We start from the raw sequence: 24,078 nt of genomic DNA, 5'->3' as shown, positions 1-24,078 counted from the left end.
CGATCAATCCCATAATTTTCCACATGTGCCCTACTCCCCGGCCATAACCACATCTTCAAATATGATAGGTTCTCTTAAGTCATCCTGTTCTAAATCATAAAAGAAACGGTTCATTTCCAATTTTGCTACGTGTCGTGCATACAATACGGAAGACGGACTCACATCCAGTTCATAATATTCCGGTCTCTTTCCCGTCAATTCGGGAATCTCTTTTTTGGTGTATCCGCCTCCACCCAAAACATGATATCTGATATCAGTCAAACTAACATCACGAATTTTCCTTTCCGGTGTTCCCACAACAAAAATCCCATCCATAGAACCCGGCTTTTCCTGTGATGTATTGTCTATAATAATATTCTTAAAATAAAGGCCGTCTATCCCCTTGCTGCTGTCTCGGGCACTCTCTTCCAAGACCCCCATTTTACAAAAATTGGAAGTAACAAATATGGGTCTGGTTACATTTCTCATAATAATATTGCTCATAAGCACATCATGGATCCTCCCGCTCTCCGCCGCCTGAATTTTAAATCCGCTGCAAAGAGTATCATGAAAAATGCAATCGGAAATAACCACATCTTCAATATCCCCGCTGTTTAATAACCCGATTCGGACTGCCGCCCACCTGCTCTTCATAACACAGTTCCTGACTATGATATTGCGGCTTACCCTTCCCGCCACGGAATTTTGGATGCACAGACAGTCATCACTGGTATCCATATTACAATCTGAGACAAAAACATTCCTGCAGCTGTCAAAATCCAGACCGTCACCATTATAATGGCGGCTGCTAATATCTATTCCTCTGATATGTATATCTTCACATTCTATAAACGCTGTGCTCCAACCTGCAGGCATCGTTATATTTACATCTTCCATCCAAATATTTTTACATCTAAGGAACCGGAAAAGCATGGGATGGATTATGTCCGGTTTCCCATCCTCATAGAATTCTGCTCCATTTCCATTGATCGTGCCTCCATATATTCGTATATTTACGCAATCTTCTGCATAAATCAGACACTTGTCCAGGAAGTGTTCGCCAGCATATCTATTAAAATGTGTATCGGCCCCATAACATTCAATTTCAGAACTCGCCAGAATAGTCGCCTTACCGTTCATGATAACTGAAACGTTACTCTTCAAATAAAGAGTACCTGTCAGATATGTGCCCTGCGGAAAATAAACTATACCGCCATCTTTTGACGCAGAATCTAACGCTTGCTGTATCGCTGATGTATCATAGGTTTTCCCATCACCAATGGCGCCAAAATCTTTTACATTATATTTATATTCTAATTTAACATCCATCCCCATCATCTTCCTCCTTCTATGTATCAGTTCAGGCTTGCCTGAACTGTTCCCCTTCGATACATACCTGAACGAATTTCGTCCGATTGATATTGTGAATGATCATCGGCACTCTCACATCTTGTTTCTTAACGCTAAAAGCAATCTGCTCTAACTCCAATGCATCAATATATGCTGCATAAAAGGCATAGCATGGCATAATGCCAAAAAGAAAATATTCAGGATATCTATAATCCACGTCCTCTGTAAAGTTTAAAGCATATTCTTCGTTATGATATCCCCCCTCATATTCAATCTCCCAATTGGCAAATCTTAATGTTCCAAGCTTATAATCTGATAGCCCTTGAACATTAACACAGGAAAAGCGTTCCCCTTCAAACACGGGCACTTCATGCGGCAGCGGTTTCGGCTCCGCCGCCACTTTTGCATGTATATGCTCGATCTCTATATCAGAAATGCTGCCCGGATAAACACCGGTACTTCCTTGCAATTCCCAACTTGGAATATGGCTCAAATTTATATGGACGGGACCCGTTACATTTTCCATCTCCACATGATGTATCCTGATACCATGTGCGGTTCCGCCCTGACCTATCTGTATTTTAACCGCACAGCCATAAGTATCATGGATCAGACAGTCAGACACTTCGATGTTAGAAAATTCTCCATCCGAAAATGGCCCAATCCTTATCCCTGCCCATCGGGATGAGATGTCACAATCTTTAATTTCTACATTCACAGCATTTCGATTTAATACAATTGCGTCATCTCCGCAGTCTAATTTGCAAGATTGAATCGTGATATTTCGATTCCAGGAAAAATGAAATCCGTCTGTATTGCGGTTCTTCCGATTATGCACATACACATTTTTGAATAAAATTTTCTCACATTCCTCCACCAGAACCGCAAACTGTGCCGCATCCTTTAACTGAATCCCATCCACTTCTATATCACTGCAAGCTTTAAAGTATAACAAGCTAGGTCTGACTTTAAATTCTTGAACCGGGGCCTCTTGCCAGTCATCCGCACTAAATGCTTCCAGTCCAAAAGGGAATTTATCTCCCTGCCCCAGAATTTTTCCAAGGCCTTTTAACACAACATGGGCAATGTTTTTGCCATAAAAAATACTCTGCCAATAGTTTTTTTGAGACTGGTGGCAATATTCGTGCACCGTATATTTCCTTAGATCATCACTTCCAATGATCTCACAGCCTTCCCTTAACTCTACTTTTGAATGTTCTCTCAAACATATCGTTCCAACATGGAACTGCCCTGCTTCCAACACAATCCATTTCTTCTCCAGACTGCCTCTGTCCACGGCTTCTTGTATTCTTTTTGTATCATCCTGTTTGTTGGCATCTGGAAATAATACAATTCGATTTTGGATGGTACTCATTCTTTTAATCCTCCCATGCTCATTCCCTCTACGATTTTATCCTGCATAAACATGTAAAATACGATAACCGGTATAGCTATAATTACGATTGACGCAAATAAATGCGGCAAGTCCAAACGATTCTGTGTCAAACCAAAAAACGTAGGAGCAAGCGTCAGCGTATATTTTTCAGGATCTGTGGAAAATACGAGAGGAATTTGAAAATCATTCCAGACCTGAATGAATAAAACCACAAGTACATTCACAATTGCAGACTTGGACATCGGCAGTAAAATACGTAAAAACACCTGAAAATCTGTACATCCGTCTATTGCCGCGGCCTCTAAATATGTAGAAGAAATCCCATCAAAATTTCCTTTAAAAATCAAAATCGCCAAAGGTATATTTGCAGTTGCAAGCAATACGATCATAGATATATAAGACCCCCGCAGTCCAAGGTTTCTGATAAGCAAAGTATTCGGAATCAGCGTAGATAAAATCGGAATGGCATAACAGGAAAGCAAAAGTACAAAAAAGAATTTTCTTCCCTTAAACCTCAGTTTAGAAAATGCATATGCAGCAAGAGATGCCGATATCATAACAATCATAATTGTCCCGCCTGTTATGATAAAACTATTTAAAATCATTTTTGGCAATATCAAAACATCATTTATTCTTGTGGAGAAAACATCCTTATAGTTTTGAAATCCACCATTTTTAAGAGATACCTGCATCGTAGAAATTACAGGAATCACCCATACTACTGCAACAGAAAAAAGAAAAACTTCAATTAATACAGCTGTTTTCTTTTTCTTACTCATATTACTTTCCACCTTCTTCCTTATCATTGCTTGTTATTTTCAAAATGCCTATTGAGAGAATCGTTGCTAAAATAATGATAACGATTGCTACCGCACTAGCCTGTCCACTATTTAATTCCCGCATAAACTTTCTATATAAATATAACAATGGAAATTCAGTTGAATTAGCAGGACCTCCGCTCGTCATAATATATGCCAAGTCAAAAAATTTCAAACACCCGATTGTTCCCATCAATAAAATAATAACATGCGTATTTTTCAATAACGGTATTGTAATCCGAAAAAAGCTTTGCCAAAACCCTGAACCATCTATTTTGGCAGCATCGTAGATATCCTTTGAGATATTGGAAAGCCCTGCCCTGTAGTATATTATTCCCATGCCTGACCATTGGTAGACATTGGCAATCAAGATCGTATACAATGCATACCTGGCATCCCCAATCCACATCCTTTTCAAACCAGAGAGCCCTACAGACTGTAAAAATGTATTTAGCGTACCGAAATTCGGCTCAAAAATCTGTAAAAATGTGTAACCTACCACAACCGATGACAGTACAACCGGGAAGAAATAAACTGTTTCCAAAAGCCGGAACCCCACTAATTTCATATTTAGTAACACTGTCAAAATCAAACCAATACTCATCTGAAAGAACAACGTTAAAACCATAAATACCAGACAATTTTTTAAGTCATTTCTAAATATGGGATCTTTCACGAGAGTCGCATAATTCTGCATCCCCACAAACTCAGCTGTACTGAAATCTAACCCTCTCCATTCTGTAAAACTTGACATAAAGTTAAAAATTATAGGATAAATTAAAAAAATGCCTACAAATCCCACTGCCGGCAAAATATAGATATACGCTGATAACTTATTTTTCTTCATCCACACCACCTCCGAACCCCCTATTTCCCTTAACAGTTCAGGCAGGCCTGCACTGTTACTATTTCCCACTGCTATAACCGGCTTTTTCTGAAGATATCTGCCCTCTGCCTGCATCCGGCTGATTTGGAAAAGCTGCATATCAAACTGCAGCTTTTCCTTTATTTAATAGCTACGAGCACTTAGTGACCGTATTTTGGGCACTTACGTGCGATGCATAAAAAATAGTTGGCAAGGTCTTTTTGCGCCTTACTATTTTTTATCTTACTGATTCGGCTGTCTGCTGGATCTGTGACAATGCGTCATCTACACTAAGTCCGGAGCGCATAACGGATACAACAACCTCACCAATTTTATTATCCAGTTCTGTATTCAACGTCGAACGTAAAACCGCAGGATTGGTATTCAAATCATCAAAAGCTTTCTGATACGTAGCCTTTGCCTCATCAGATTGCATATTTTCCATATCAATCGTAACATCCTTTGCCGCCGGTACACATGCCATATAATTCAGCCATTCTCCAGCTGCCGCGCCCTGCGTCCACTCCTCCAGAACTTTCATGGCTTCTTCCTTATACTCACACTCGTTGCTGATAGAATATCCGAAAGACGCATACTTCTGCATGCACGTCTCTCCCCCTTCTACATTCTGCATAGTAACTACTCCAAATTCGTCATTTTCAGTAGGAGTTCCTTTCAATGCCGTACCCATGAGATAATTTCCCAAATACCACTCTCCCGTCAGATAAGCAGCACAATTTCCATTCTTAAACGCTTCGTCACATCCAGGGTAAGCATCTAACCCAAAGTTTTCTTCTGCCAGTATTCCATCATCATACATCTTCTTGAGCTGTTCAAATGCCTTTACAAAAGCCTCATCCTCAAAAGAAGCCTTCCCCTCGACTGCATCCTGCACAATCCCATATTCATTATTTGTTGCCAGCCACAAATAAAAGAATCCCAGATTAACGTCTTCTTTCGCCGCAAATGCTACCGGGAGGGCTGAAGGATCTTTTTCTTTAATTTCCTTTGCAAATCTTGCAAGATCTTCATATTCCCCATTCGGAACCGCTACCCCTAATTCATCACACATCGTTTTGTTATAAAAGATATACCACAATCCAGTAATATCCGAAGGCATCATTTTCAAAGACTTATCAGAAGACACACTGCGGAGATCATCTAAGACTCCGTTATTATATGCACTTTCCCAATCCTCACCTAAAACATCCCCCGCCAGATCATCAAGACCCATGTAATAATCCTGAAATGTAGGAATATGATCAACATCCATGGCAACTATATCCGCTGAATCCCCGGCAACAGAATCTATCGTTAGCTTGTCCCAGTAGTCAAACCATTCCAGAACCTCTACTTTAATATGAATGTTCGGGTATTTTTCCTCAAGCAGCGGAAGCATTTTTTCATTCATAATCTGCAGCTCCGGCTGCCATCCCATAAATGTAAGCTCTATTTTTTCATCATCACCACTGCTGCTATCACTTGAATCTTTTTGTACCTCTGATTTCCCGCATGCACAAATCCCCATTACCAGCAACATAATACACAACATAACGCTTAGCAATTTACGCTTTTTCATATCCTTTTCCTCCTACCAATGTTTATCAAGACCCATGACCTGCAGATCTGCTACCGTAAGGATTTTTGGCTTATTTTTTTCTTCAATCAAACAATAAGGCTCAGGAGTGATTGAAAATGCATATGCCTCTGATTCTTCCATATTATCCGGCAATTTAATTTCTAATTCGCTTCCATTTTGCACCCAATTTAAATCCTGCGGCAGACCAAGCAGCTGGATTTTTGTATTTTCTTTTGCCATAATATATGGGATCTTTAAGCTTCCCTGCGGTCTTTCAAGCGCGATTGCATATACAGTATCTCCTTTTTTCGTATAACGAACAGGAATTCCGTTATCTGTATCTACTCCAAAGTGAACCCAATGCCGTGTTCCATAAATTGCATCGCCATTCACTTTCAGCCATTTTCCAATTCCTAAAAGCCTTTGCTTCTGAATCTCCGGTATCGTGCCGTCTACCTTCGGTCCGACATTTAACAATAGATTTCCATTCTTGCTCACATTGTCAACAAGGATATGAACCAGTTCTTTTACGCTGGAATAATCATCCTCACCTTCCATCTGATTGTATCCGAAAGAACGTCCAATCCCACGGGTTGTCTCCCAATAAAACTCCGGTATACCATTCATGCTTGCATATTCAGGCGTCATATAATCGCCAAGAAGCCGCTCATTGTCAACCTTCCCCCATCTGTCATTTACTAAAACCTCTTTCGGATCCTTTGCCTGGTTGTAATAGTAAGCTATCATCTCTTCGCTTCTCCAGAGTTCAGCCGGAACCCTCTGTCTGGGTACTGCATATTCTGCATCCGGCCAAAACAAATCCGGATGGTATGTATCAATCAATTCTTTTGCCTGTGCATGAATATAGTCTGTATACGGAAAACTCGGATAATGAGAATAATATACATTAAAACACCATGTGAAGTATAATCCGAGTTTCAAGTCGTTGCCGCGCATCGCATCCGCAAATTCTTTTACCAGATCTTTGTGCGGTCCCATTTTATAAGCGTTCCTGTCTGAATATTCCGTTGGCCACATGGCGAAATCATCACTATGCTTTGTAACCATTACGGAATACTTAGCCCCTGCCTCTTTGAACAGCTTTGCCCATTCATCCGCATTATAATTTTCAGCCTTAAACATCGGTATAAAATCATCATAATGAAAGTTACTTCCGTAAGTTTCTACATGATGCTTCCAAAACGGGCTGTTCCTGAATCGCATGCAGTAAAGATAAATTTCCGCATATGGATGGGTTCCATGCAGCTTTGTATACTGGTCAATGTCACATTCTGAAGTGGGCGCCCATGCGGGGACTGAATATACGCCCCAATGAACAAAAATACCAAACTTAGAATCTTTAAACCACTTCGCAGGCTGATGCTGCTTCAATGATTCCCAATTCGCCTCATAATTCATTTTCTTTTCTTCCATCTTTTTACCGGTAGTGTCTGAAATTATATATTTTTATAAACAAAACTGCTTTCTTATGAACTTTATCTGCAAATAAATACCTTTTTACCTTTCTTTCATAAATCATTTGACACTACCTTCTCCCTCCTTTTCATGTATAACTTATCATATTTTAGTAAAATTGTCAATTTTATTCTTTTATTTTATCAATTTATTTTACTGAACTACTTATCTAATACGCATATCTGCTATCAACTGAATAATTGTCATTTATTCAATTTCATTTTTGTTTTTGTTGAAAACTAAACTGTAACATGATAATATATGTTTTAGTAAAACAAAATTAATATTAAGACTGCTTATTTTATTGCAGAATGATATAAAGAAAAGGATGAAGAAATATGGCAACCAAATTAAGTGATGTAGCAGAAAGAGCAGGTGTTTCCTTAACTACAGTTTCCAGGGTTATAAATTATGACAAGACAATGAATGTCACCAAAGAAACAGAAGAAAAAATATGGGAAAGCGTGCATGAATTAGGCTATAAAGTAAAACCCAAAAAAAGGAGTACAAGCAACAGATCAAAAAACAAAAATATCGGCTATATTGTCACAAAAGACGAAAGTTCTTTTGATGACAGTTATTTTTCAGATATCATCAAAGGAATAGAGGCGGAACTCATAAGCAAAAAATGCAATTTAAGCTTTGCATTATCCGCAGAAGAATTCAGCGCTGAAGAGCTGAAAGAAAAATGTGACTCCATAGACTGTGATGGGATTATATTTATAGGAGAGGTACCATTCAGTATCTGTCAGCACTTTTACAATAAAGGGATTGCGGCTGTTGAAATGCTCAGAGGTTATGATGAATTTAAAAATGACCGTATTTCCATAAATTTTGAACGTGCATCCTATTTACTTGTGGACAGAATGATCCAGCTCGGACACAAAAATATTGCATTTCTCGGTGATACTGCGGGTTTTACTGAAGGGCGGATAAATTTATTCGATTATGAAGGGCGTTTTCGAGGATATGTCATGGCCCTCCTTGCCAACCAGATTAGCCTCTCCCCCGAGTTTATCATCAATATCAACTGGGAGATGGAAAAAGCATATACAGAAACCAAAAAACTGTTAGCATCGCAGGATAATATAACTGCCATTTTCGCAGCAAATGACAAAGTTGCTATTGGGGCAATGCGTGCCATCCAAGAGCACGGTTATTCTATCCCGGAAGATATTTCCGTAACAGGATGTGATAACATTGAGTTTTCCCAATATGTCACTCCTCCTCTTACAACAATTGCTTATCCGAGAAGCGAGTTGGGGCGGGAGGCTGTACGCATATTGCTGGAAAAAATCCATTCATCAGATCCTATTACTAAGTCCTGCACAAGAAATATACAGTTTGCAGCTCAAATAATAGAAAGGAAGTCTGTATCCGTTTGTCCAAGCAATTAGAGGAAATCATTGCATCATTTCCAGAGACGCAAAAGAACTCTCTGAATTCAGAGTTCTTTTTGAATAAATTTTATGTTTTCTGAATTTTCTGTATTGCCATTTCTGTAGAAAATGCTATAATTCTCGTATGGGGTATTAGCGCAGTTGGGAGCGCGCAACATTCGCATTGTTGAGGCCACGGGTTCGAATCCCGTATACTCCATAGCATGAGGCATAACTTATATAATCAGGAAGTTATGCCTATTTCTATGCCGCATAAGCTCTAGTACATCGTAAAATAAGTAACTGACTCATAAGCTGAGATAAATTTTCGAGAGTGCTGCTCCACAAACGTAGGCGTAGTGGGGCTACGCTGAGGCTTTTGCGTCTGTGCTATCGGAAAATTAGGCCAGCGAAACAGTAAGGGATTTAGATTGGCTTATACTAGGCCGCGTGTTATAATAAAGTATATAAAAACAATGTGAATTGAATGAATCGGGTAGCGTCATGGTTAAAATCATAAATAAAGGAGTGATTGTAATGAAAGACATACATGACATACTTATGGAATTTTCCCAGGAAATAAAGCAGGTTTTAGGGGACAAACTAACTAAAATTATTCTTTACGGTTCATATGCCCGTGGTGAACAAAAAGAAAATTCAGATATAGATATTATGGTATTGACGACATATACAGATGAAGAAATTGAAAAGATAGAAACAAAAATTTTTGATATTGCATTTGATTTCGAAATGAAATACTTTTTGGATATCAGTGTTATTATTAAGAATGAGAAGCACTTTAACTACTGGTTGGGATCATTACCTTTTTATGATAACGTAGAGAGGGAGGGCGTTGTACTAGATGGATGACAGACAAAAAGAATTAAGTAATTACAGATTGCAGGAAGCGAAAGACAGTTTAAGCGTGGCAAAACATTGCTTAGAGAATTCCTTATATAAGGATTCGATTAACAGGTCTTATTACTCTGCTTTCTACGCGATTAAAGCAGTCCTTGCAATGGGAACGGTAGATTTTAAACGGCACAAAGATGTAGTTGCATATTTTAATCAGCATTATGTTGCTAAAACAATTTTTTCAAAAGAATTGGGAAGAAAACTTGCAACTTTGAAACGTTTGAGAGAAAAAAGTGATTATGATGACTTTTATTTTGCATCCAGAGAACAGGCGCAAACTCAACTAGAGACTGCAGAGTTAATTGTAGAATCTATTATAGAGTATTTAAATGCACAAAAGTAAGTAGAGTATTCAGCGAGACGGATGCCGTGCAGCGAGGTGCACGGCACGGTCTGAACAGTAACTGAATAGTAACAGGAACACAGAAAATATAAAACTTTTCGCTTGACATTTGATATTTTTAATGTTATGATACAAAAAGTATTTTAAATAAAGTCTTGATTTCGCATATATTCGGTAGTCATTTTTTTATTAATGATTACGTATATATGCTTTTTTTAGTTTTATAGAAAATGCACAAAAAAAATTAGGAGGTACCTACTATGAATAACGGTACAGTAAAATGGTTTAACGCACAAAAAGGATTTGGATTTATCACAAACAACGAAAACGGAGAAGATGTATTCGTACATTTTTCAGGGCTGGCAATGGACGGCTTTAAGTCTTTAGAAGACGGACAGAACGTTACATTTGACATTGCTCAGGGCAATCGCGGCCTCCAGGCTGTCAATGTCTGTGTTGCATAATCCAGGTTTAACCGAACGGATGCATAACAGTTCAGGCCTGCCCGAACTGTTTTACACGGATTATAATTTCCGGCTAAAAATGCCAGGAGAGCTGAGTTGCTGACTGCACCTCGCTTTCCTGGCATTTTTTGTTGACTGATCCGATTCAGAAGCATTAACATACTCAAAGGACATCCCCTATACAGGCCCCCAAAGGGCAGCACTGTAATATAACTTCAGAGCAATCTATCCGCTTCCAAAAAGTCAATTGACGGGGAGTTTACTCTCCCAGCTGTTTCAATTTAGAAATCATATCCACGATGGAATAGCCATAGTTATCTGCCGTAGCCCAGCCATACCCTTCCGGGTTCTCCTGCTGCCCCAGCCATTCCACATAGGGCGCTGACCCCTTGGTCACATATTCATAACGTTCATCCACGCACTCCTGGGTCAGGGCGTCTGCAGTGGCATAAGCTTTCAGGTGCTGGATCTGCGCACGGATTCCGGTCCGTACATCTGGATAAGAATTCCCTGCAACCCCGCCTCCGGTAGTACCCAGCCCTGCAAAATTAAACTGTTCAATGGAAGCATCCCCTCCATACTGCAGCCACCCGGTTTCCTTCATGGTCTGCACAAAAGGCACCTCCGGCCTGATTCCTTCAGCTACCGCCTCATCGTAATACATCTGGCAGAATGTCTCTATGCTGTCTGCACCGCCCTTGCTCAACTCCTCCGCCGGATACTTTTCCTGGCTGGATTTAAAATATTCCACCATCTGTTCCACGGTAACCGTACTCTTTCCCATAATTGGATACTGCCCCTCGGCAATAACCTCCTCCGTCTCCTTGCTTTCTTCCTTATTCTGCACTGGCTGATCCTGCGCTGTTTTATCCGTATCCTTTTTTCCGTCTGCCTCTGAGGCGCTGTCATTCTTCCCGGACTTAGCCGCCTCATTTTCTTTCACTGCCTTATTCAGCGTTTCTTCCTTCGCACTCTTTTCCTGGCCTGCCTTTGCCTCTTTCTTAGTAAATGCCCCATTGTGCCCGGCTACCCCAATCACAATAACAAGCAAAAGCGCCAATCCTGCTTCAAGCCAGATCTTTATCTTATTCTTATTCAAGCCTTTCCAATCCATCATCATCACCCTTGTCCAAAAACTGTGTTGCTTATACTTTACAATATATGCACAGTAAAATGCAATATGCAAAAACAATTATAAAGGTGGAAGTCTTAGTAACGGTGACAGTTCAGACAAGTCTGAACTGTTACTGCAACGAGTCTTATCCGCTTTCATGATAAAACAACTGGCCAGAAGACGTCCATGCACCATAGCCGTCTTCTGGCCAGCGTCCCATCACTCGCCGTACCGCCTTTACAATTTAACCTTCATTGGTTCCATCACCCAATATTTTATCTCCATGTCTCCCTTTTCTGCCCGGAAACTGCTCATACCATCTTCCGTATAAAATCTTGTGGTAAATACTTCTTCTCCCCCATTTAAATATACCTCCAAACAGGTAGTATCCGCCAGGATCCGGACAGACCGGCACTCATCCAGATACACGGCCCTGCTTTTTCTTCCATACCCCAGGTTCTGTTCCTCAAGAAAAGTAACGGTAAACATTTTGTCACTTCTGCTATAGCACAAAGTAATTCCTTCACTTATTACAAGGGTCATGTCCGTGTTTTCAAGCATTGTAATTTCTATATCATAACACTGCATCTTGTCTGAAGCCTTACCAGGCTCCAGCGTCTGCTCCTCTTTCCGAAGCGACAGCAGTTCCTCCGCCGGATACTGCATCACCTTTTCATCCTTCAGAAACACCTCCCTGGGAACAGTAAGTGCATTCTGCCAGCCGTCCTTTACCGTCGGGTTGCACTGTTCCTGGTCATCCGGCATACCGATCCATCCGATCAGGAGCCGCCTGCCCTGTTCATCCAAAAATGTCTGTGGGGCATAAAAATCAAAGCCTCTGTCCCATTCCCGGAAGTTCTTCAACCGATACGTTCCGTCAAAGCTTCCATCCAATTCAAAATATCCGGACTGATATACATTCTGATAGTCAATTCCTCTCGTTTCTACCCCCTGGGGAGAAACACTCAGTATCTTTTTCTCTCCCAGCATAAATGCATCAGGACACTCCCACATGTATCCGAATCTTTTTTCTCCTGTCAGTATATTCGTATGCTCCCAGCTTTCCAGATCAGGGCTTTTATACACAAGAACCACTCCCCTGTCATCTTTGGTCCTTGCCCCCAGAAACATATAAAAGTTATCATCTTCTATTCCAATGCTTTTTCCCGTTACAACTTTCGGATCCCGTATATGGCAGGTCAGATGATCCGGATAGTCTTCATTTGTCATCAGGCATTTCTTTTCGCCAAAGTTGAGGCCGTCCTCACTGCCGGTAAGAACCGTATTGCTCTGCCGCCCATCTGTAATATAGTTATAGTCCCCCTCAAGCTTTACATTGCCTGTGTAAAATAGATACATTTCTCCTTCCGAAACAACGGCAGAACCCGAATAGACGCCATTACGGTCGAATTCGGCATCCGGTGACAGTGCAATCCCTGCATACTGCCACTCCAGAAGATCCGTGCTGGTATAATGCCCCCAGCACTTGCGCCCTCCCTCCGGATTATCCGGAGAATACTGAAAAAACACATGATATACTCCCTGAAACTGACACAACCCGTTAGGATCATTGAGCCAGCCCGTGGGCGGCATCAGGTGCAGCCCCAGCCGCCATTTGTCGCTCCAATTCATTTCTAACATATATATTCCCCCTTGTCATTTATGATTGTCTGCCGGTGATTTTGATGCTCTTATACTTCCCTGGATCCGTAACGATAACCGGTGTTACCGTATCAAGTCCTGCCGCTTTGATCTTATCCATATCAAATTCCACAAGGAGCCCTCCGGCCTTTACCGTCTCTCCAGCCTCCACATATACCGTAAAGGGTTCCCCGTTCAGCTTAACAGTATCCATCCCAATATGGATCAGCAGTTCCACTCCATCCGACGTTTCCAATCCGATCGCGTGCTTCGTGTCAAATACCGCCGCCACAGTACAGTCAAAGGGCGCATATACTTTTCCTTCTGCCGGCTGTATACCGACACCATCCCCCAACACGCCGGACGCAAACGTCTCATCAGGCACCTCAGAAAGAGGGATAACCCGGCCTTTTAAAGGGCTGGCCAATATCAATTCCCCGTTATTTCCGTCTTCTGTTTCCTGCGCTTCTTCCATAACAGTTTCCACCTGACCGCTTTTTACAGACGCCGGTTCCTCTTTGAAGCCCAGAATTCCTGTCAATACAAATGCAACACCAAATGCAATTGCCATGGCTATGACATAATGCAGCGGACTGTGCAGATGCAGAAGGATTCCAAAGATTCCTGTCACGCCTGTACCTGTTGCCCCCAAATGGACAAGAGACGCATACAACGCCCCGCAGGCACCACCGATAGATGCCGCGATAAATGGCTTTCCGAGACGCAGGTTTACACCAAAAATCGCTGGTTCCGTGATTCCCATACAGGCACTCAGTGCGGAAGGCAGAGCCACAGATTTCATTTTCTTATTTTTACTCTTTAATGCTACTGCAAATGCAGCACCACCCTGTGCCACATTTGCGGCTGATGCCAGAGGCAGCCAGAATGTAAGTCCGTACTGTGCCAGCTGGCCGATGTCAATCACCGTGTACATATGGTGAATTCCCGATACTACCGTGGTCGCGTATGCCCCGCCCATGATAAAGCTTCCGATTCCAAAGGGAAGGGTCAGAAGACTCTGGATCCCGTTCAGCAGCCCATTTTCTATGAATACAAAGACCGGTCCGATCGCTGCCAGTGTCAGATACCCCGTCACAAAAACGCTGACAAGTGGCGTTACAAACAAATCAAACATCGGTGGAACAATCTTATGAAGTCTCTTTTCTATAATGCTGAGAACAAAAACAGCAATAATAACCGGAATGACATGTCCCTGATAGCCCACCATATCTACCCGCCATAGTCCGAAGAACACTTCCTGTGTTTTCTGCACACCTTCCGTTGCAACCGTCCACGCATTCTGCAGATCGGGATGGATCATGATCATACCGATCACCGCACCCAGAAATGGATTGGCGCCAAACACCTTTGCCGCGCTAAATGCAATTAGAATAGGCAGGAATACATATGCAACGTTGCTAAACAGCACCGCAAACTGATAAATTGAGCCGTTCGTATTAATATTCACGTACCCGTTATTTACCATAAAGTTCAGGGCTTCCATGATTCCCATCAAAAATCCGCTTGCCACGATAGCCGGAATAATCGGTACAAAAATATCACCGATCGTCTTAATCAGCCGCTTAAATGGGTTCTGCCTCTTTGCAGCTTCTCTTTTCACATCGTCTTTACTGGCCTCGCTGATTCCCGCAATTTTAATAAATTCGTCATAGACTTTATTAACAGTTCCTGTCCCCAGAATAATCTGCATCTGCCCCGATGCGAAAAATACCCCCTTTACAGCATCCACATTCTCAACAGCCGCACTGTCACACTTCTCGTTATCCGCAATCACAAGCCGAAGCCTGGTTGCACAGTGTGCAGCAGATATCAGGTTTTCTTTTCCCCCGGTATACTTTAGAATCTGTTCCGCTATCGCATGATAATCCATAATGCCCTCCTCCACGATATCGTTATCACTTATTTTTTTTATCATCACATAAATTCTCGTATTTTACACGAATTTTGATGTGATATCGTTTTCATATTTCTCTTATATTTTATCACCTTTTCACAATCTGTAAATAGGTAGATAGAACAAAAATGCATGCCATTTTTTGTCTATATTTCACAATTCGAGTACGCCTTGGCGTATTTGCGGCGAGGAGCAGATGCCCCGAGACCATCACTTCATTGCCTCTGATGCCGTGCAGCGAGGTGCACGGCACGGTCTGAACAGTAACTGATTTGTCTCCCATCAAGACGAACTTGTTACTTATTCACACTTATAGGACAGGTGCCTTATCTGCTTTCAAGATAAACATTATTCCCTGAAATTACCACAATTATGTAAAAACACATACTGAGAGCCCGTTCTTTAAAGATTGCGCATTTACGCAAAAAGACCGGAGTTTATGGATGACTTTTGATTCGTAATATCAAATGTCATAGAAGGCCGCGTTGCCGTCGGACAACACAGCGAATCCTTCTTGTACCATAAAATCCGGTCATTTATTATATAGCTTTACTTAGGAATGGACAGACATCACAGCCATAATACTTTCCACTCCGGCTCCTTACACCAGAGTCCTTCTCTCACTCTTATACACTCTCTGCCCTGACCACCTCATATCCAAGCTTTGTCTGCCTGTATATGTTCGCTTCATTCTCGATCATCTCAAGCAGCATATTTGCGGCTTCTATTCCGCTGGTTCTATAGAACAGATGAGCCGTTGTTATTCTGGGTGTCACCACCCTGGACAAGCGATTATGCCCGATCCCCGCCACTGCTGTTTCCCCAGGTATCTTTCTGCCCATATCTTTGAGACATGTTACAGCCCCCACCGCGAGTGTATCTGTGGCACAGAATACAGCATCCAATTCCGGGCATCTGTTCACTAGCCTTTTCATACTTTCATACCCTGCATCCATATTGAAACCTGCCGTTATAATCATCTTTTCCGGTACTTCCAGTCCATACTCTTTCATCGCGTCCTTATAACCTTCGGTCCGGCTTTTCCCTGCGGCCTCATCCTTCTGTGATACGGCAATATGTGCAACCTTCTTTTTCCCGCTCTCCAGAAGCAGTTCTGTCATGGCTCTGGCCGCGCCGTAATCGTCATGATAGACACAGGCGCAATCGTCAAACCTCTGACTGATAATAACAATTGGGATCCCCAGTTTTTTCAAAGCTTCCTGATGCGCCCGGTCATAAACAGAAGCCGAAAACAGGATTCCGTCGACCGGGTTATTCTTCAACAGATTGAGATATTCAATTTCCTTTTTGGGATTATTCTCCGTACTGGCAAGCAGCATCTGATACCCTTTTTCCGATAGAACAGAACTGATACCGTCAGCCACCCTTGCAATAGATTCCGAACTGATCTTAGGCAGAATCACCCCAATCACCTTTGACCTTTTTGTCCTGAGAATCTGCGCCTGTTTGGACGGTCTGTATCCCGTCTTATCAATGACAGTCTTAATCTTCTGCCTCTTCTCCTCGCTGATATATCCGTCATTCAAATATCTCGAAACAGCAGATACCGAAACCCCTGCCATCTTCGCAATTTCTGTAATCGTCATTGTCGTTCCTCTCAATCCATGCTCCCTAAACGAAGCAATTTATACTCAAAAAATCATGCAATCCATGCTCCTCCAAAAAGGAGCAACTATAATCATAGAATAATTGTAGCATCCAGCTTAAAGCAATTCAAGCTGGATTTTGCAATTCAGTATATTGGCAAAATTTCCCTGATTCCATCCGCCTCACTTTAGAGTACTTCCCAGAGTATAGCGTCTCCCGCCCTATAGCGCCAGCCGCAGGATCCGGACATAGAGGCCGCCGGAAGCGTCAGCACGGCTGTTAGCCGGAGTTAAGGAAAAAAGAAGGAAAGCAGGGGTAAAAATTGTAATTACCAAATTACAATTTTTCCTGCCCCCAGCGCGTGAAGTCATCCGGACTTCACGTGATGTGGGCAGGCTGCCCCTGCTTTCCTTCTTTTTTGCTTTACTCCAGCTTACAGCCGTAACCCGTTTCCGGCGGCCTCTATGTCCGGTTCCTGCGGCGTCCCCATACCAGGTCCAACTGCTTTACTCCACAACGACCCCTTTTTGAAGCATGATATTCGCATAAAGCGCCTTCTCACTTGTAGCGATGATTGCATAAGCTGTTTTTGCCTCATCATAAAATGCAAAACGCTCAATATTCCCCACTGCGTCCCCGCCTCTTTCATCATGCTTTGCAATGATTTCTTTATATGTATCCCAGATCGGCGTCTCTACATCGTCACCATCCATAACCTGCATAAGGTTTGCCGGCTTTTCTACATATGTGTCCAGAGGGAATACCTGAAGGATAGCATCCAGGATCTCCGGAACCCCGTGACCGTCACAGCGGATCACGATTGCATCCTTTCCCATGGATTCTGCCGGAAAGTTGCCGTCAGAGATAACCAGTCTGTCGCTGTGTCCCATTTCGCATAATACTTTTAATAATTCTGGTGATAAAATCTGTGGAATTCCTTTTAACATTATTCATGTCCTCCTGTGTTTTAGTTGGGCTGACGATTCCTGGTACTCCCCCCTTAAGCTCTGCTGCAGATAGCATGTGTCACAAGCACTGAAACTTTGGTGATGAAGTATTCAGACATCAATGCCCATAAATGTCAATACAAAGAGCACCTGGTTGGCACAGGCACTCTTTGTTTGGTTAGTTAGGTATTGGTGTTTGGTGTTTTACAGCAGCGCAGACAAATCTGAGCTATTGTAGTATATAGGCAAAATATATGTGCCTGTAATTGATTTATGGCAATTATCTGATTGATTTGTACATTGGTCCATAAGCCTGGCATGCTCTGAAATCCTGGCCCTCTTTGTCCTGTCCGAATGCATTCCATGATGCAGGTCTGAAGATCTTCTCCTCAGGAACGTTATGCATTGCTACCGGAATTCTCAGGATTGAGCAGAGTGTGATCAGGTCAGCACCAATGTGTCCATAGCTGATTGCACCGTGGTTAGCTCCCCAGTTGTTCATTACATCATAAGCAGTTGCGAAGTTGCCTTCTCCTGTTACTCTTGGTGCAAACCATGTACATGGCCATGTATAGTCTGTTCTCTTCCACAGCACATCTGTTACTTCATCCGGAAGTTTTACGGTCCATCCCTCAGCGATCTGAAGCATTGGTCCTAAGTTCTTCACAAGGTTCAGACGGATCATGGTTACAGGCATCTCTGCTTCTGTTACGAATCTGGAGGAGAATCCGCCGCCTCTGAAGTATCCGAAGTCAGCATAGTTCCATGTCGTTGCATTAAGCATTGCTTCCTGGTCTTCTTCTGTTACATCATACCATGGCTTCATGCATCCGTTTCCATCAGCGTCTTTAGATTGTCCGTTCGCATCCAGGCATGCTGCGCCTGAGTTAATCAGATGGATAAATCCGCCTGCTTCTTTTGCGTGTCCTTCCAGTTCATATCCGCCTGTAGCTCTCTTAACAGCCTCAGGGCTCCAGTAGGTACGTACATCTGCAAAAATCTGTGCTGAGTTTGTAAGCAGTTTGCTGAACAGCATTCCAAGTCCGTTCAGTACATCATTCTCTGTTGCAAGGATGTATGGTTCTCTTGCTCCGTTCCAGTCGAAGGAGGAATTCAGCATAGCCTCCGGGAAGTCACAGTTCGGATAGAAGTCTGTCCACTGTCTCTGTCCCTGGAATCCAGCTGCCAGAGCGTTGTGTCCAACCCTCTCTTCTTCTCTTCCTTCCGGCAGGTTTTCGTTGCCGTTCATCAGGTCTTTGATGATGCACATCATTTTTACAACGAATTCCCAATCAGCATCCTTTTCCTCGCTGTTTCTCTGGAGGTCTTCACGGTTCTTATCAAAACCTTCTTTGCATTTTTCCTTCGTCCATGCAAGGGCTTTCTGGAATTCAGCTTCATCATAGATGCCCTCTGTCATACGGCGGATGATTTCCACCTCATCAACAGATTCAACACGCATGCCAAGGTATTCCTCGATAAATGCCGGATCAATGATTGATCCGCCGATTCCCATACAGATAGAACCGATCTGCAGGTAAGATTTGCCTCTCATGGTTGCTGCAGCAACGGAAGCGCGTCCGAATCTCAGTAATTTTTCTTTTACATCACATGGAATCTCAGTATCATCAGCTTCCTGAACGTCATGTCCATAGATGCCGAATGCCGGAAGGCCTTTCTGTGCATGTGTAGCCAGTACAGATGCAAGATAAACAGCTCCTGGTCTCTCTGTTCCGTTGAATCCCCATACAGCCTTGATTGTCTGTGGATCCATATCCATTGTCTCTGCACCGTAGCACCAGCAAGGTGTTACCGTCAGTGTAATATCAACGCCTTCTTTTTTGAATTTATCTGCACATGCAGCAGCCTCTGCCACACGTCCGATTGTGGTGTCAGCAATTACAACCTTAACCGGCTCGCCGTTTGAATACTTCAGGTTCTCTGTAAACAGTTTTGCAGCTGATTTCGCCATATTCATTGTCTGTTCTTCCAGAGATTCACGTACCTTCAGAACCCCTCTTCTTCCGTCGATCGTAGGTCTGATTCCTATTACTGGGTAGTCTCCGATAAGTCTTGATTTTGCCATGATTTGTTTCCTCCTTAATCTTGTTTTTAGTGATTCATCTCTCCACCTGCAGGGGTGGGAAAATCCATACTAATCTTGTTGAATAAAAGTTTTAAATTTCTCATATGCCGCATTCCACTTTTCTTCATCCTGCGGAATGTACTCATATGTTTCTTCTGAATCTGCAATAATCTGTCTTGCCTCATTCACGTCTTTGATCTCGCCAAGAGACATGAGCTGTACGGCAATATTGCCAAGCGCCGTAGCCTCTACCGGTCCAGCAATCACCTTGCGTCCGTTCGCCCCCGCAGTCATCTGGCAGAGCAGTTTGCTCTGGATTCCGCCGCCGATCATATGGATGGTCGGATAGTGCTTTCCTGTACATGATTCAATCTGCTCCAGAGCATATCTGTATTTCAGCGCAAGGCTCTGGTTGATGCAGCACATGATCTCACCGATTGTCTCCGGCACCTTCTGTCCCGTCTTACGGCAGAACTCACGGATACGTTCCGGGATATTGCCGGCCGGTACAAATTCCGGCGCATCGGGATCAATAAAACTCTGGAACGGCTCCGCTTCCCTGGCCATCTGTTCCAGCTCCCCGAAGGAGTACTCCTTACCTTCGCGGATCCACTGTCTTCTGCTCTCCTGAGCAAGCCACAGTCCGATTATATTCTTAAGCAGTGTGGTGGTATCACCGTAACCGCCCTCATTACTCACATTGCATGCAAGAGATTTTTCTCCGATAACCGGAGCTTTCAGTTCGGTTCCAAACAGGCTCCATGTTCCACAGCTGATAAACATGAAGTCATCTTCCTGTGTCGGTACAGCTACCACGGCGCTCTGTGTATCATGGCTGGCAACCGCGATTACCTTTGCCGGCTGGATTCCAAGTTCATCGCAGATGTCATCACTCAGAGTCCCTACGACCGTCCCGCTTGGCACAATCTCCGGGAAAATATCCTTCGGAATACGGAGTGCATCCATAATCTTATCTGACCACGCCTTGTTCCTTGCATCCATGAGCTGTGTAGTTGTAGCCATCGTATACTCCGCTTTCGTCTCCCCGGTCAGGAAGTAGTTAAAAAGATCCGGAGTCAGTAACAGCTTGTCAGCCCTTTCCAGAATCCAGGGCCGCTTTTCCACTAAGGAATAGAGCTGGAATACAGTATTAAAGTTTTCAAACTGATTCCCTGTCATATCATAAAGTTCATCTTTTGGAATTGCCTTAAACACTTCCTCCTGCATGCCAAGCGTCCTGTCATCTCTGTAATGCACAGCACTCTCAAGCAGTACCCCATGCTCGTCCAGAAGGCCAAAATCAACCCCCCACGTATCAATTCCGATACTGTCAAAGCCGCCTTTTTGTTTTGCTTTGATAATACCCTGTTTTATCTCGAAAAATTGTCTCAATGTGTCCCAGTACATGGTCTTGCCTATGATAACGGGATCATTGGAAAAACGGTATACTTCTTCCATATGTATCTTCCCGTTCTCCAGGGTCCCAAGGATTGCACGTCCGCTGGACGCCCCGAAGTCAAATGCAAGAACCTGCTTCTTTTCACTGCTCACACACATTCCTCCTTTCAAAGATCATTAACCGTAACAGTTTCGACAAGTCTGGACTGTTACCATGAACCTGTCATTAGCTACATTTTAACATTGTCCATGACAAGATACTTGTGCTATAATGGTAAAAAATATAACAATATTCACATAAAGGAGTATCATGCAGTATATCAATTACCGTGAAAGCTGGCAGAGGGGTACTGTCGACTTTCCCGTAGAATACCACCATATTACCCCCGCGCATCCCCAATATGTCATGTCGCTCCACTGGCATGTGGAATTTGAAATTATGCGTATAATAAAAGGCACTTTCCTGTTGTCCATCGATGAAGAGGAATTCACAGTTGACGCGGGTTCTTCCATCATCGTTCCGGCAGGCGCCCTGCACGCTGGAACTCCCCAGGACTGCACCTATGAATGTATCGTTTTTGACATGAACATGCTGATGAATAAAAACGATTCCTGCCGCAAGTTCATCCGAAAGATCATTGATCACGAGGTGGAGCTTACTTATGTATTTCCGGATTCCTGTAACGATATCCACCAGATCGTCTGGTCCATGTTCGATGCAATGGCTTCAAAAAAAGAAGGCTATCAGCTGATCGTGCTGGGAGCCCTTTATCAGCTGACAGGCTCTGTTTTCTCAGAAAAATATTATAACCCTACGCCCGCGCAGCCTCCCAGAAACCACCGGCGTATCGTTCAGCTCAAGACTGCACTGGAGTTTATGGAATCGGCCTACAATACCCCGCTCACTCTGGAGGAGATGTCCAGCAGTGTCAATATGTCGCCGAAATATTTCTGCCGCTTTTTCCAGGAGATGACACACCGCACGCCAGTCGATTATCTCAACTACTACCGCATAGAACGTGCCTGCTATCAGCTGCTTACCACCGATCAGTCCATCACCGAGGTTGCTTATAATTCGGGCTTCAATGATCTGAGCTATTTTATCAAAACCTTCAAAAAATATAAGGGGACTACACCGAAAAAGTATCTCTGCTAATGGAGGGGAGGACGCAGATGACGAGGGGGCAGCGGATGTGGGCTGGTTATGAATTGCGGTTTATTTGACAGCAGAAAATTTACTTCTACTAAGACGGCTGTTTTTAGATTGTTATGCTTATATATTTCACCTCCTGTCAGTGCGGCAGGATGTATTTTGTGTTTTTCCCTTTGCCTTCCCGCAGTAACAGGCCGTTTTGCAGCATTTGTTTTAGGTAGCGGCCCGTGGTGGTTTGGCTTACATTTAATAAAGTTTCTACATCCTGTCGTGTTACTGCTCCCTGTGCTTTAATAAGCTGAATAATTTGTTCTGTATTTTTATCTTTGCTTGTATTTTGAAGATTGGGGTTAGGTGCAGCATCGGCGTTGAGATTGGGCAGAACTATTTTAAACGCATTATCTGTTGTTTCAATCTGCGGTATTTTTCCGGTACCCTGGTAAGCTCCCATGATTTTCCTCATACCTGTGCCATAAGCCTCAATCAATTGAAGGCGGTAGAATACATCCGCCAGTTTAGCATTACGGCATACGGACAGGCCCAACATCACATCATCTAATGTAACACCGGTCATCAGGCCGCCAATGGAAACAAATTCAATGCGGTCGATATATACGCTAATCATCGTACTGGCACGGAAGGAATAATCCCGATGTACCAATGAATTCAGCAACGCCTCACGCACGGCCACCTCTGGATAATCCCGTGTGTCGATTCGCCGCAGCTTATCGAAAATGGCATGCGTCTGATTCCGCAAGTCAATATACTCATATACCGCGCCCATCTGCGCCAGCAGGGAACCGGAAAATTCACGGCGGTCTTTAAATACATTTTGATCGGAACCCTCGAAGGTAGCCGCCTTGATGGTGTAGGCGCATTGGTCGGACAGTAGCAGGCCTAAATTGGTGTAAATCCCATCGGTATTCAAAATCCCCAGCGTTTTCATCTGCATCGGGCCAAATTCCAGTTTCCGCCCGGCAAATTCTGCCCTGGCCGCTTTAAAGGTCAGCTCCTGTTCTAAAGTACGCATCTCTTCAAAACTATCGCCGTCCGTCTCTTTGATCATCCGGCGTATGTTTGTGTGTGTAGCAGGCACTGATGATGTACCCTTCCGCACATAGACGCCCTCTGGCCTCAGACCTTTGCGCGCCAGATAATAAGGCCGGCCAGTGCCTCGCTGAACACGAACGGCCACAAGCTGCTTTCCCTCGGTTTCCATGGTATCATAACGAATGAACATCGTCACATCCAGCTTGATGGAATCGCGCACCATATTGGTGAGCTGCTGAATAGTTTCATCAGGGTTTTCAAGCCCCACAACGCTGCCGTCGTCCGCCGCGCCTATATACAGAATGCCGCCCTCACTGTTTGCAAAGGCCACGATTTCCTTCTTAACATCTTCTACAACTATCTGCTTAAGTTCTTCTGTTTCACTTTCCCGAAACTCCATAAAATCGCCTCCTCACTTTTATTCTAACCACATTCTAACCATTCTAGTCAAGCAATACGGTTAAATCGGGATTCAGTTGACAGGCTTCAGTCCTGTCGACGGACGGGGACGCTTCATGACAGGGAGGCCGGGAAGGTGCTGGGGCTGTATATGCCGTTGCGATATGCACCCATGCTGCTAAGTGATTCTAGAACAGCCGATG

19 protein-coding genes and 1 tRNA gene are annotated in these 24,078 nt (G+C 43.3%); 6 read left to right on the top strand and 14 right to left on the bottom strand.

Annotation, left to right across the window (positions count from 1 at the left end):
• Window positions 1-30: 30 nt before the first annotated feature.
• The 6 genes from ARB69_RS18535 to ARB69_RS18510 all read right to left on the bottom strand — a co-directional run bounded on the left by ARB69_RS18535 (window position 31) and on the right by ARB69_RS18510 (window position 7,421).
• Window positions 31-1,308 (bottom strand): glycoside hydrolase family 28 protein, encoded by a 1,278-nt coding sequence (locus ARB69_RS18535; RefSeq protein ID WP_157355668.1) that lies wholly within the window; start codon window positions 1,306-1,308, stop codon window positions 31-33.
• Between the two features lie 31 nt (window positions 1,309-1,339).
• Window positions 1,340-2,704, bottom strand: a complete 1,365-nt coding sequence (locus tag ARB69_RS18530) for a glycoside hydrolase family 28 protein (RefSeq protein WP_055154653.1) — start codon at window positions 2,702-2,704, stop codon at window positions 1,340-1,342.
• A complete protein-coding gene (locus ARB69_RS18525; protein ID WP_055154652.1) occupies window positions 2,701-3,504 on the bottom strand; it encodes a carbohydrate ABC transporter permease in 804 nt (267 codons plus the stop codon). The genes ARB69_RS18530 and ARB69_RS18525 overlap by 4 nt, the downstream gene beginning before the upstream one ends.
• 1 nt (window position 3,505) lies before the next feature.
• Complete coding sequence (locus ARB69_RS18520) at window positions 3,506-4,390, bottom strand: carbohydrate ABC transporter permease (RefSeq protein WP_157355666.1); 885 nt, start codon at window positions 4,388-4,390, stop codon at window positions 3,506-3,508.
• A 256-nt stretch (window positions 4,391-4,646) separates the two neighbouring features.
• The gene (locus tag ARB69_RS18515) at window positions 4,647-5,987 is read right to left on the bottom strand and encodes an ABC transporter substrate-binding protein (RefSeq protein ID WP_055154650.1); all 1,341 of its coding nucleotides are present in this window, start codon (window positions 5,985-5,987) and stop codon (window positions 4,647-4,649) included.
• A gap of 12 nt (window positions 5,988-5,999) precedes the next feature.
• On the bottom strand, window positions 6,000-7,421 hold the full coding sequence (locus tag ARB69_RS18510; RefSeq protein WP_083487150.1) for an alpha-L-fucosidase: 1,422 nt from the start codon (window positions 7,419-7,421) through the stop codon (window positions 6,000-6,002).
• A gap of 380 nt (window positions 7,422-7,801) precedes the next feature.
• Between ARB69_RS18510 and ARB69_RS18505 the strand changes: the two genes are divergently transcribed.
• The 5 genes from ARB69_RS18505 to ARB69_RS18485 all read left to right on the top strand — a co-directional run bounded on the left by ARB69_RS18505 (window position 7,802) and on the right by ARB69_RS18485 (window position 10,564).
• Window positions 7,802-8,860 carry a LacI family DNA-binding transcriptional regulator gene (locus ARB69_RS18505; RefSeq protein WP_055154648.1) on the top strand — a complete coding sequence of 353 codons (1,059 nt, stop codon included), beginning with the start codon at window positions 7,802-7,804 and terminating at the stop codon, window positions 8,858-8,860.
• Between the two features lie 129 nt (window positions 8,861-8,989).
• Window positions 8,990-9,062: transfer RNA gene (locus ARB69_RS18500), tRNA-Ala, on the top strand.
• 317 nt (window positions 9,063-9,379) lie between these two features.
• Window positions 9,380-9,712: a nucleotidyltransferase domain-containing protein gene (locus ARB69_RS18495; RefSeq protein ID WP_050640076.1), complete on the top strand. Its 333-nt coding sequence runs from the start codon at window positions 9,380-9,382 to the stop codon at window positions 9,710-9,712.
• Complete coding sequence (locus ARB69_RS18490) at window positions 9,705-10,100, top strand: HEPN domain-containing protein (RefSeq protein WP_050640077.1); 396 nt, start codon at window positions 9,705-9,707, stop codon at window positions 10,098-10,100. Before ARB69_RS18495 ends, ARB69_RS18490 begins: the two co-directional genes overlap by 8 nt.
• Window positions 10,101-10,360: 260 nt before the next feature.
• On the top strand, window positions 10,361-10,564 hold the full coding sequence (locus tag ARB69_RS18485) for a cold-shock protein (RefSeq protein WP_025656549.1): 204 nt from the start codon (window positions 10,361-10,363) through the stop codon (window positions 10,562-10,564).
• Window positions 10,565-10,823: 259 nt separating this feature from the next.
• Here ARB69_RS18485 and ARB69_RS18480 read toward each other — a convergent pair whose 3' ends face one another.
• The 7 genes from ARB69_RS18480 to ARB69_RS18450 form a co-directional block, all read right to left on the bottom strand.
• Window positions 10,824-11,684 (bottom strand): glucosaminidase domain-containing protein, encoded by an 861-nt coding sequence (locus ARB69_RS18480; protein WP_050640078.1) that lies wholly within the window; start codon window positions 11,682-11,684, stop codon window positions 10,824-10,826.
• A gap of 231 nt (window positions 11,685-11,915) precedes the next feature.
• Window positions 11,916-13,319: a glycoside hydrolase family 32 protein gene (locus ARB69_RS18475; protein WP_055154647.1), complete on the bottom strand. Its 1,404-nt coding sequence runs from the start codon at window positions 13,317-13,319 to the stop codon at window positions 11,916-11,918.
• Window positions 13,320-13,338: 19 nt separating this feature from the next.
• Window positions 13,339-15,210, bottom strand: coding sequence for a PTS beta-glucoside transporter subunit IIBCA (locus tag ARB69_RS18470; RefSeq protein ID WP_055154646.1), 1,872 nt, complete (start codon window positions 15,208-15,210; stop codon window positions 13,339-13,341).
• Window positions 15,211-15,860: 650 nt separating this feature from the next.
• Window positions 15,861-16,841: a LacI family DNA-binding transcriptional regulator gene (locus ARB69_RS18465; RefSeq protein ID WP_055154645.1), complete on the bottom strand. Its 981-nt coding sequence runs from the start codon at window positions 16,839-16,841 to the stop codon at window positions 15,861-15,863.
• Window positions 16,842-17,348: 507 nt separating this feature from the next.
• A complete protein-coding gene (locus tag ARB69_RS18460; RefSeq protein WP_050640081.1) occupies window positions 17,349-17,789 on the bottom strand; it encodes an RbsD/FucU family protein in 441 nt (146 codons plus the stop codon).
• A gap of 280 nt (window positions 17,790-18,069) precedes the next feature.
• Window positions 18,070-19,875: an L-fucose isomerase gene (locus tag ARB69_RS18455; RefSeq protein ID WP_055154644.1), complete on the bottom strand. Its 1,806-nt coding sequence runs from the start codon at window positions 19,873-19,875 to the stop codon at window positions 18,070-18,072.
• A gap of 69 nt (window positions 19,876-19,944) precedes the next feature.
• Window positions 19,945-21,432, bottom strand: coding sequence for a rhamnulokinase (locus tag ARB69_RS18450; RefSeq protein WP_055154643.1), 1,488 nt, complete (start codon window positions 21,430-21,432; stop codon window positions 19,945-19,947).
• A gap of 151 nt (window positions 21,433-21,583) precedes the next feature.
• On the opposite strand from ARB69_RS18450, the gene ARB69_RS18445 reads away from it, so the two are divergent.
• The gene (locus ARB69_RS18445; protein WP_055154642.1) at window positions 21,584-22,429 is read left to right on the top strand and encodes an AraC family transcriptional regulator; all 846 of its coding nucleotides are present in this window, start codon (window positions 21,584-21,586) and stop codon (window positions 22,427-22,429) included.
• Between the two features lie 136 nt (window positions 22,430-22,565).
• Here ARB69_RS18445 and ARB69_RS18440 read toward each other — a convergent pair whose 3' ends face one another.
• Window positions 22,566-23,876: a DUF977 family protein gene (locus tag ARB69_RS18440; protein WP_055154641.1), complete on the bottom strand. Its 1,311-nt coding sequence runs from the start codon at window positions 23,874-23,876 to the stop codon at window positions 22,566-22,568.
• Window positions 23,877-24,078: the final 202 nt, after the last annotated feature.

Origin of the sequence: Faecalicatena contorta (assembly GCF_001404335.1) — a bacterium.
Lineage (GTDB): Bacteria > Bacillota > Clostridia > Lachnospirales > Lachnospiraceae > Faecalicatena > Faecalicatena contortus_B.
The sequence above is the reverse complement of the archived record's forward strand: the minus strand, read 5'-3'. Positions and strand labels throughout refer to the sequence as shown.

Bases quoted from the DNA above. Each gene is read 5' to 3' on its own strand.
- ARB69_RS18450 (WP_055154643.1), bottom strand. From the start codon at position 21,432: ATGTGTGTGAGCAGTGAAAAGAAGCAGGTTCTTGCATTTGACTTCGGG.
- ARB69_RS18465 (WP_055154645.1), bottom strand. From the start codon at position 16,841: ATGACGATTACAGAAATTGCGAAGATGGCAGGGGTTTCGGTATCTGCT.
- ARB69_RS18510 (WP_083487150.1), bottom strand. From the start codon at position 7,421: ATGGAAGAAAAGAAAATGAATTATGAGGCGAATTGGGAATCATTGAAG.
- ARB69_RS18485 (WP_025656549.1), top strand. From the start codon at position 10,361: ATGAATAACGGTACAGTAAAATGGTTTAACGCACAAAAAGGATTTGGA.
- ARB69_RS18470 (WP_055154646.1), bottom strand. From the start codon at position 15,210: ATGGATTATCATGCGATAGCGGAACAGATTCTAAAGTATACCGGGGGA.
- ARB69_RS18440 (WP_055154641.1), bottom strand. From the start codon at position 23,876: ATGGAGTTTCGGGAAAGTGAAACAGAAGAACTTAAGCAGATAGTTGTA.
- ARB69_RS18445 (WP_055154642.1), top strand. From the start codon at position 21,584: ATGCAGTATATCAATTACCGTGAAAGCTGGCAGAGGGGTACTGTCGAC.
- ARB69_RS18455 (WP_055154644.1), bottom strand. From the start codon at position 19,875: ATGGCAAAATCAAGACTTATCGGAGACTACCCAGTAATAGGAATCAGA.
- ARB69_RS18475 (WP_055154647.1), bottom strand. From the start codon at position 13,319: ATGTTAGAAATGAATTGGAGCGACAAATGGCGGCTGGGGCTGCACCTG.
- ARB69_RS18495 (WP_050640076.1), top strand. From the start codon at position 9,380: ATGAAAGACATACATGACATACTTATGGAATTTTCCCAGGAAATAAAG.
- ARB69_RS18480 (WP_050640078.1), bottom strand. From the start codon at position 11,684: ATGATGATGGATTGGAAAGGCTTGAATAAGAATAAGATAAAGATCTGG.
- ARB69_RS18490 (WP_050640077.1), top strand. From the start codon at position 9,705: ATGGATGACAGACAAAAAGAATTAAGTAATTACAGATTGCAGGAAGCG.
- ARB69_RS18520 (WP_157355666.1), bottom strand. From the start codon at position 4,390: ATGAAGAAAAATAAGTTATCAGCGTATATCTATATTTTGCCGGCAGTG.
- ARB69_RS18530 (WP_055154653.1), bottom strand. From the start codon at position 2,704: ATGAGTACCATCCAAAATCGAATTGTATTATTTCCAGATGCCAACAAA.
- ARB69_RS18505 (WP_055154648.1), top strand. From the start codon at position 7,802: ATGGCAACCAAATTAAGTGATGTAGCAGAAAGAGCAGGTGTTTCCTTA.
- ARB69_RS18535 (WP_157355668.1), bottom strand. From the start codon at position 1,308: ATGGATGTTAAATTAGAATATAAATATAATGTAAAAGATTTTGGCGCC.
- ARB69_RS18460 (WP_050640081.1), bottom strand. From the start codon at position 17,789: ATGTTAAAAGGAATTCCACAGATTTTATCACCAGAATTATTAAAAGTA.
- ARB69_RS18525 (WP_055154652.1), bottom strand. From the start codon at position 3,504: ATGAGTAAGAAAAAGAAAACAGCTGTATTAATTGAAGTTTTTCTTTTT.
- ARB69_RS18515 (WP_055154650.1), bottom strand. From the start codon at position 5,987: ATGAAAAAGCGTAAATTGCTAAGCGTTATGTTGTGTATTATGTTGCTG.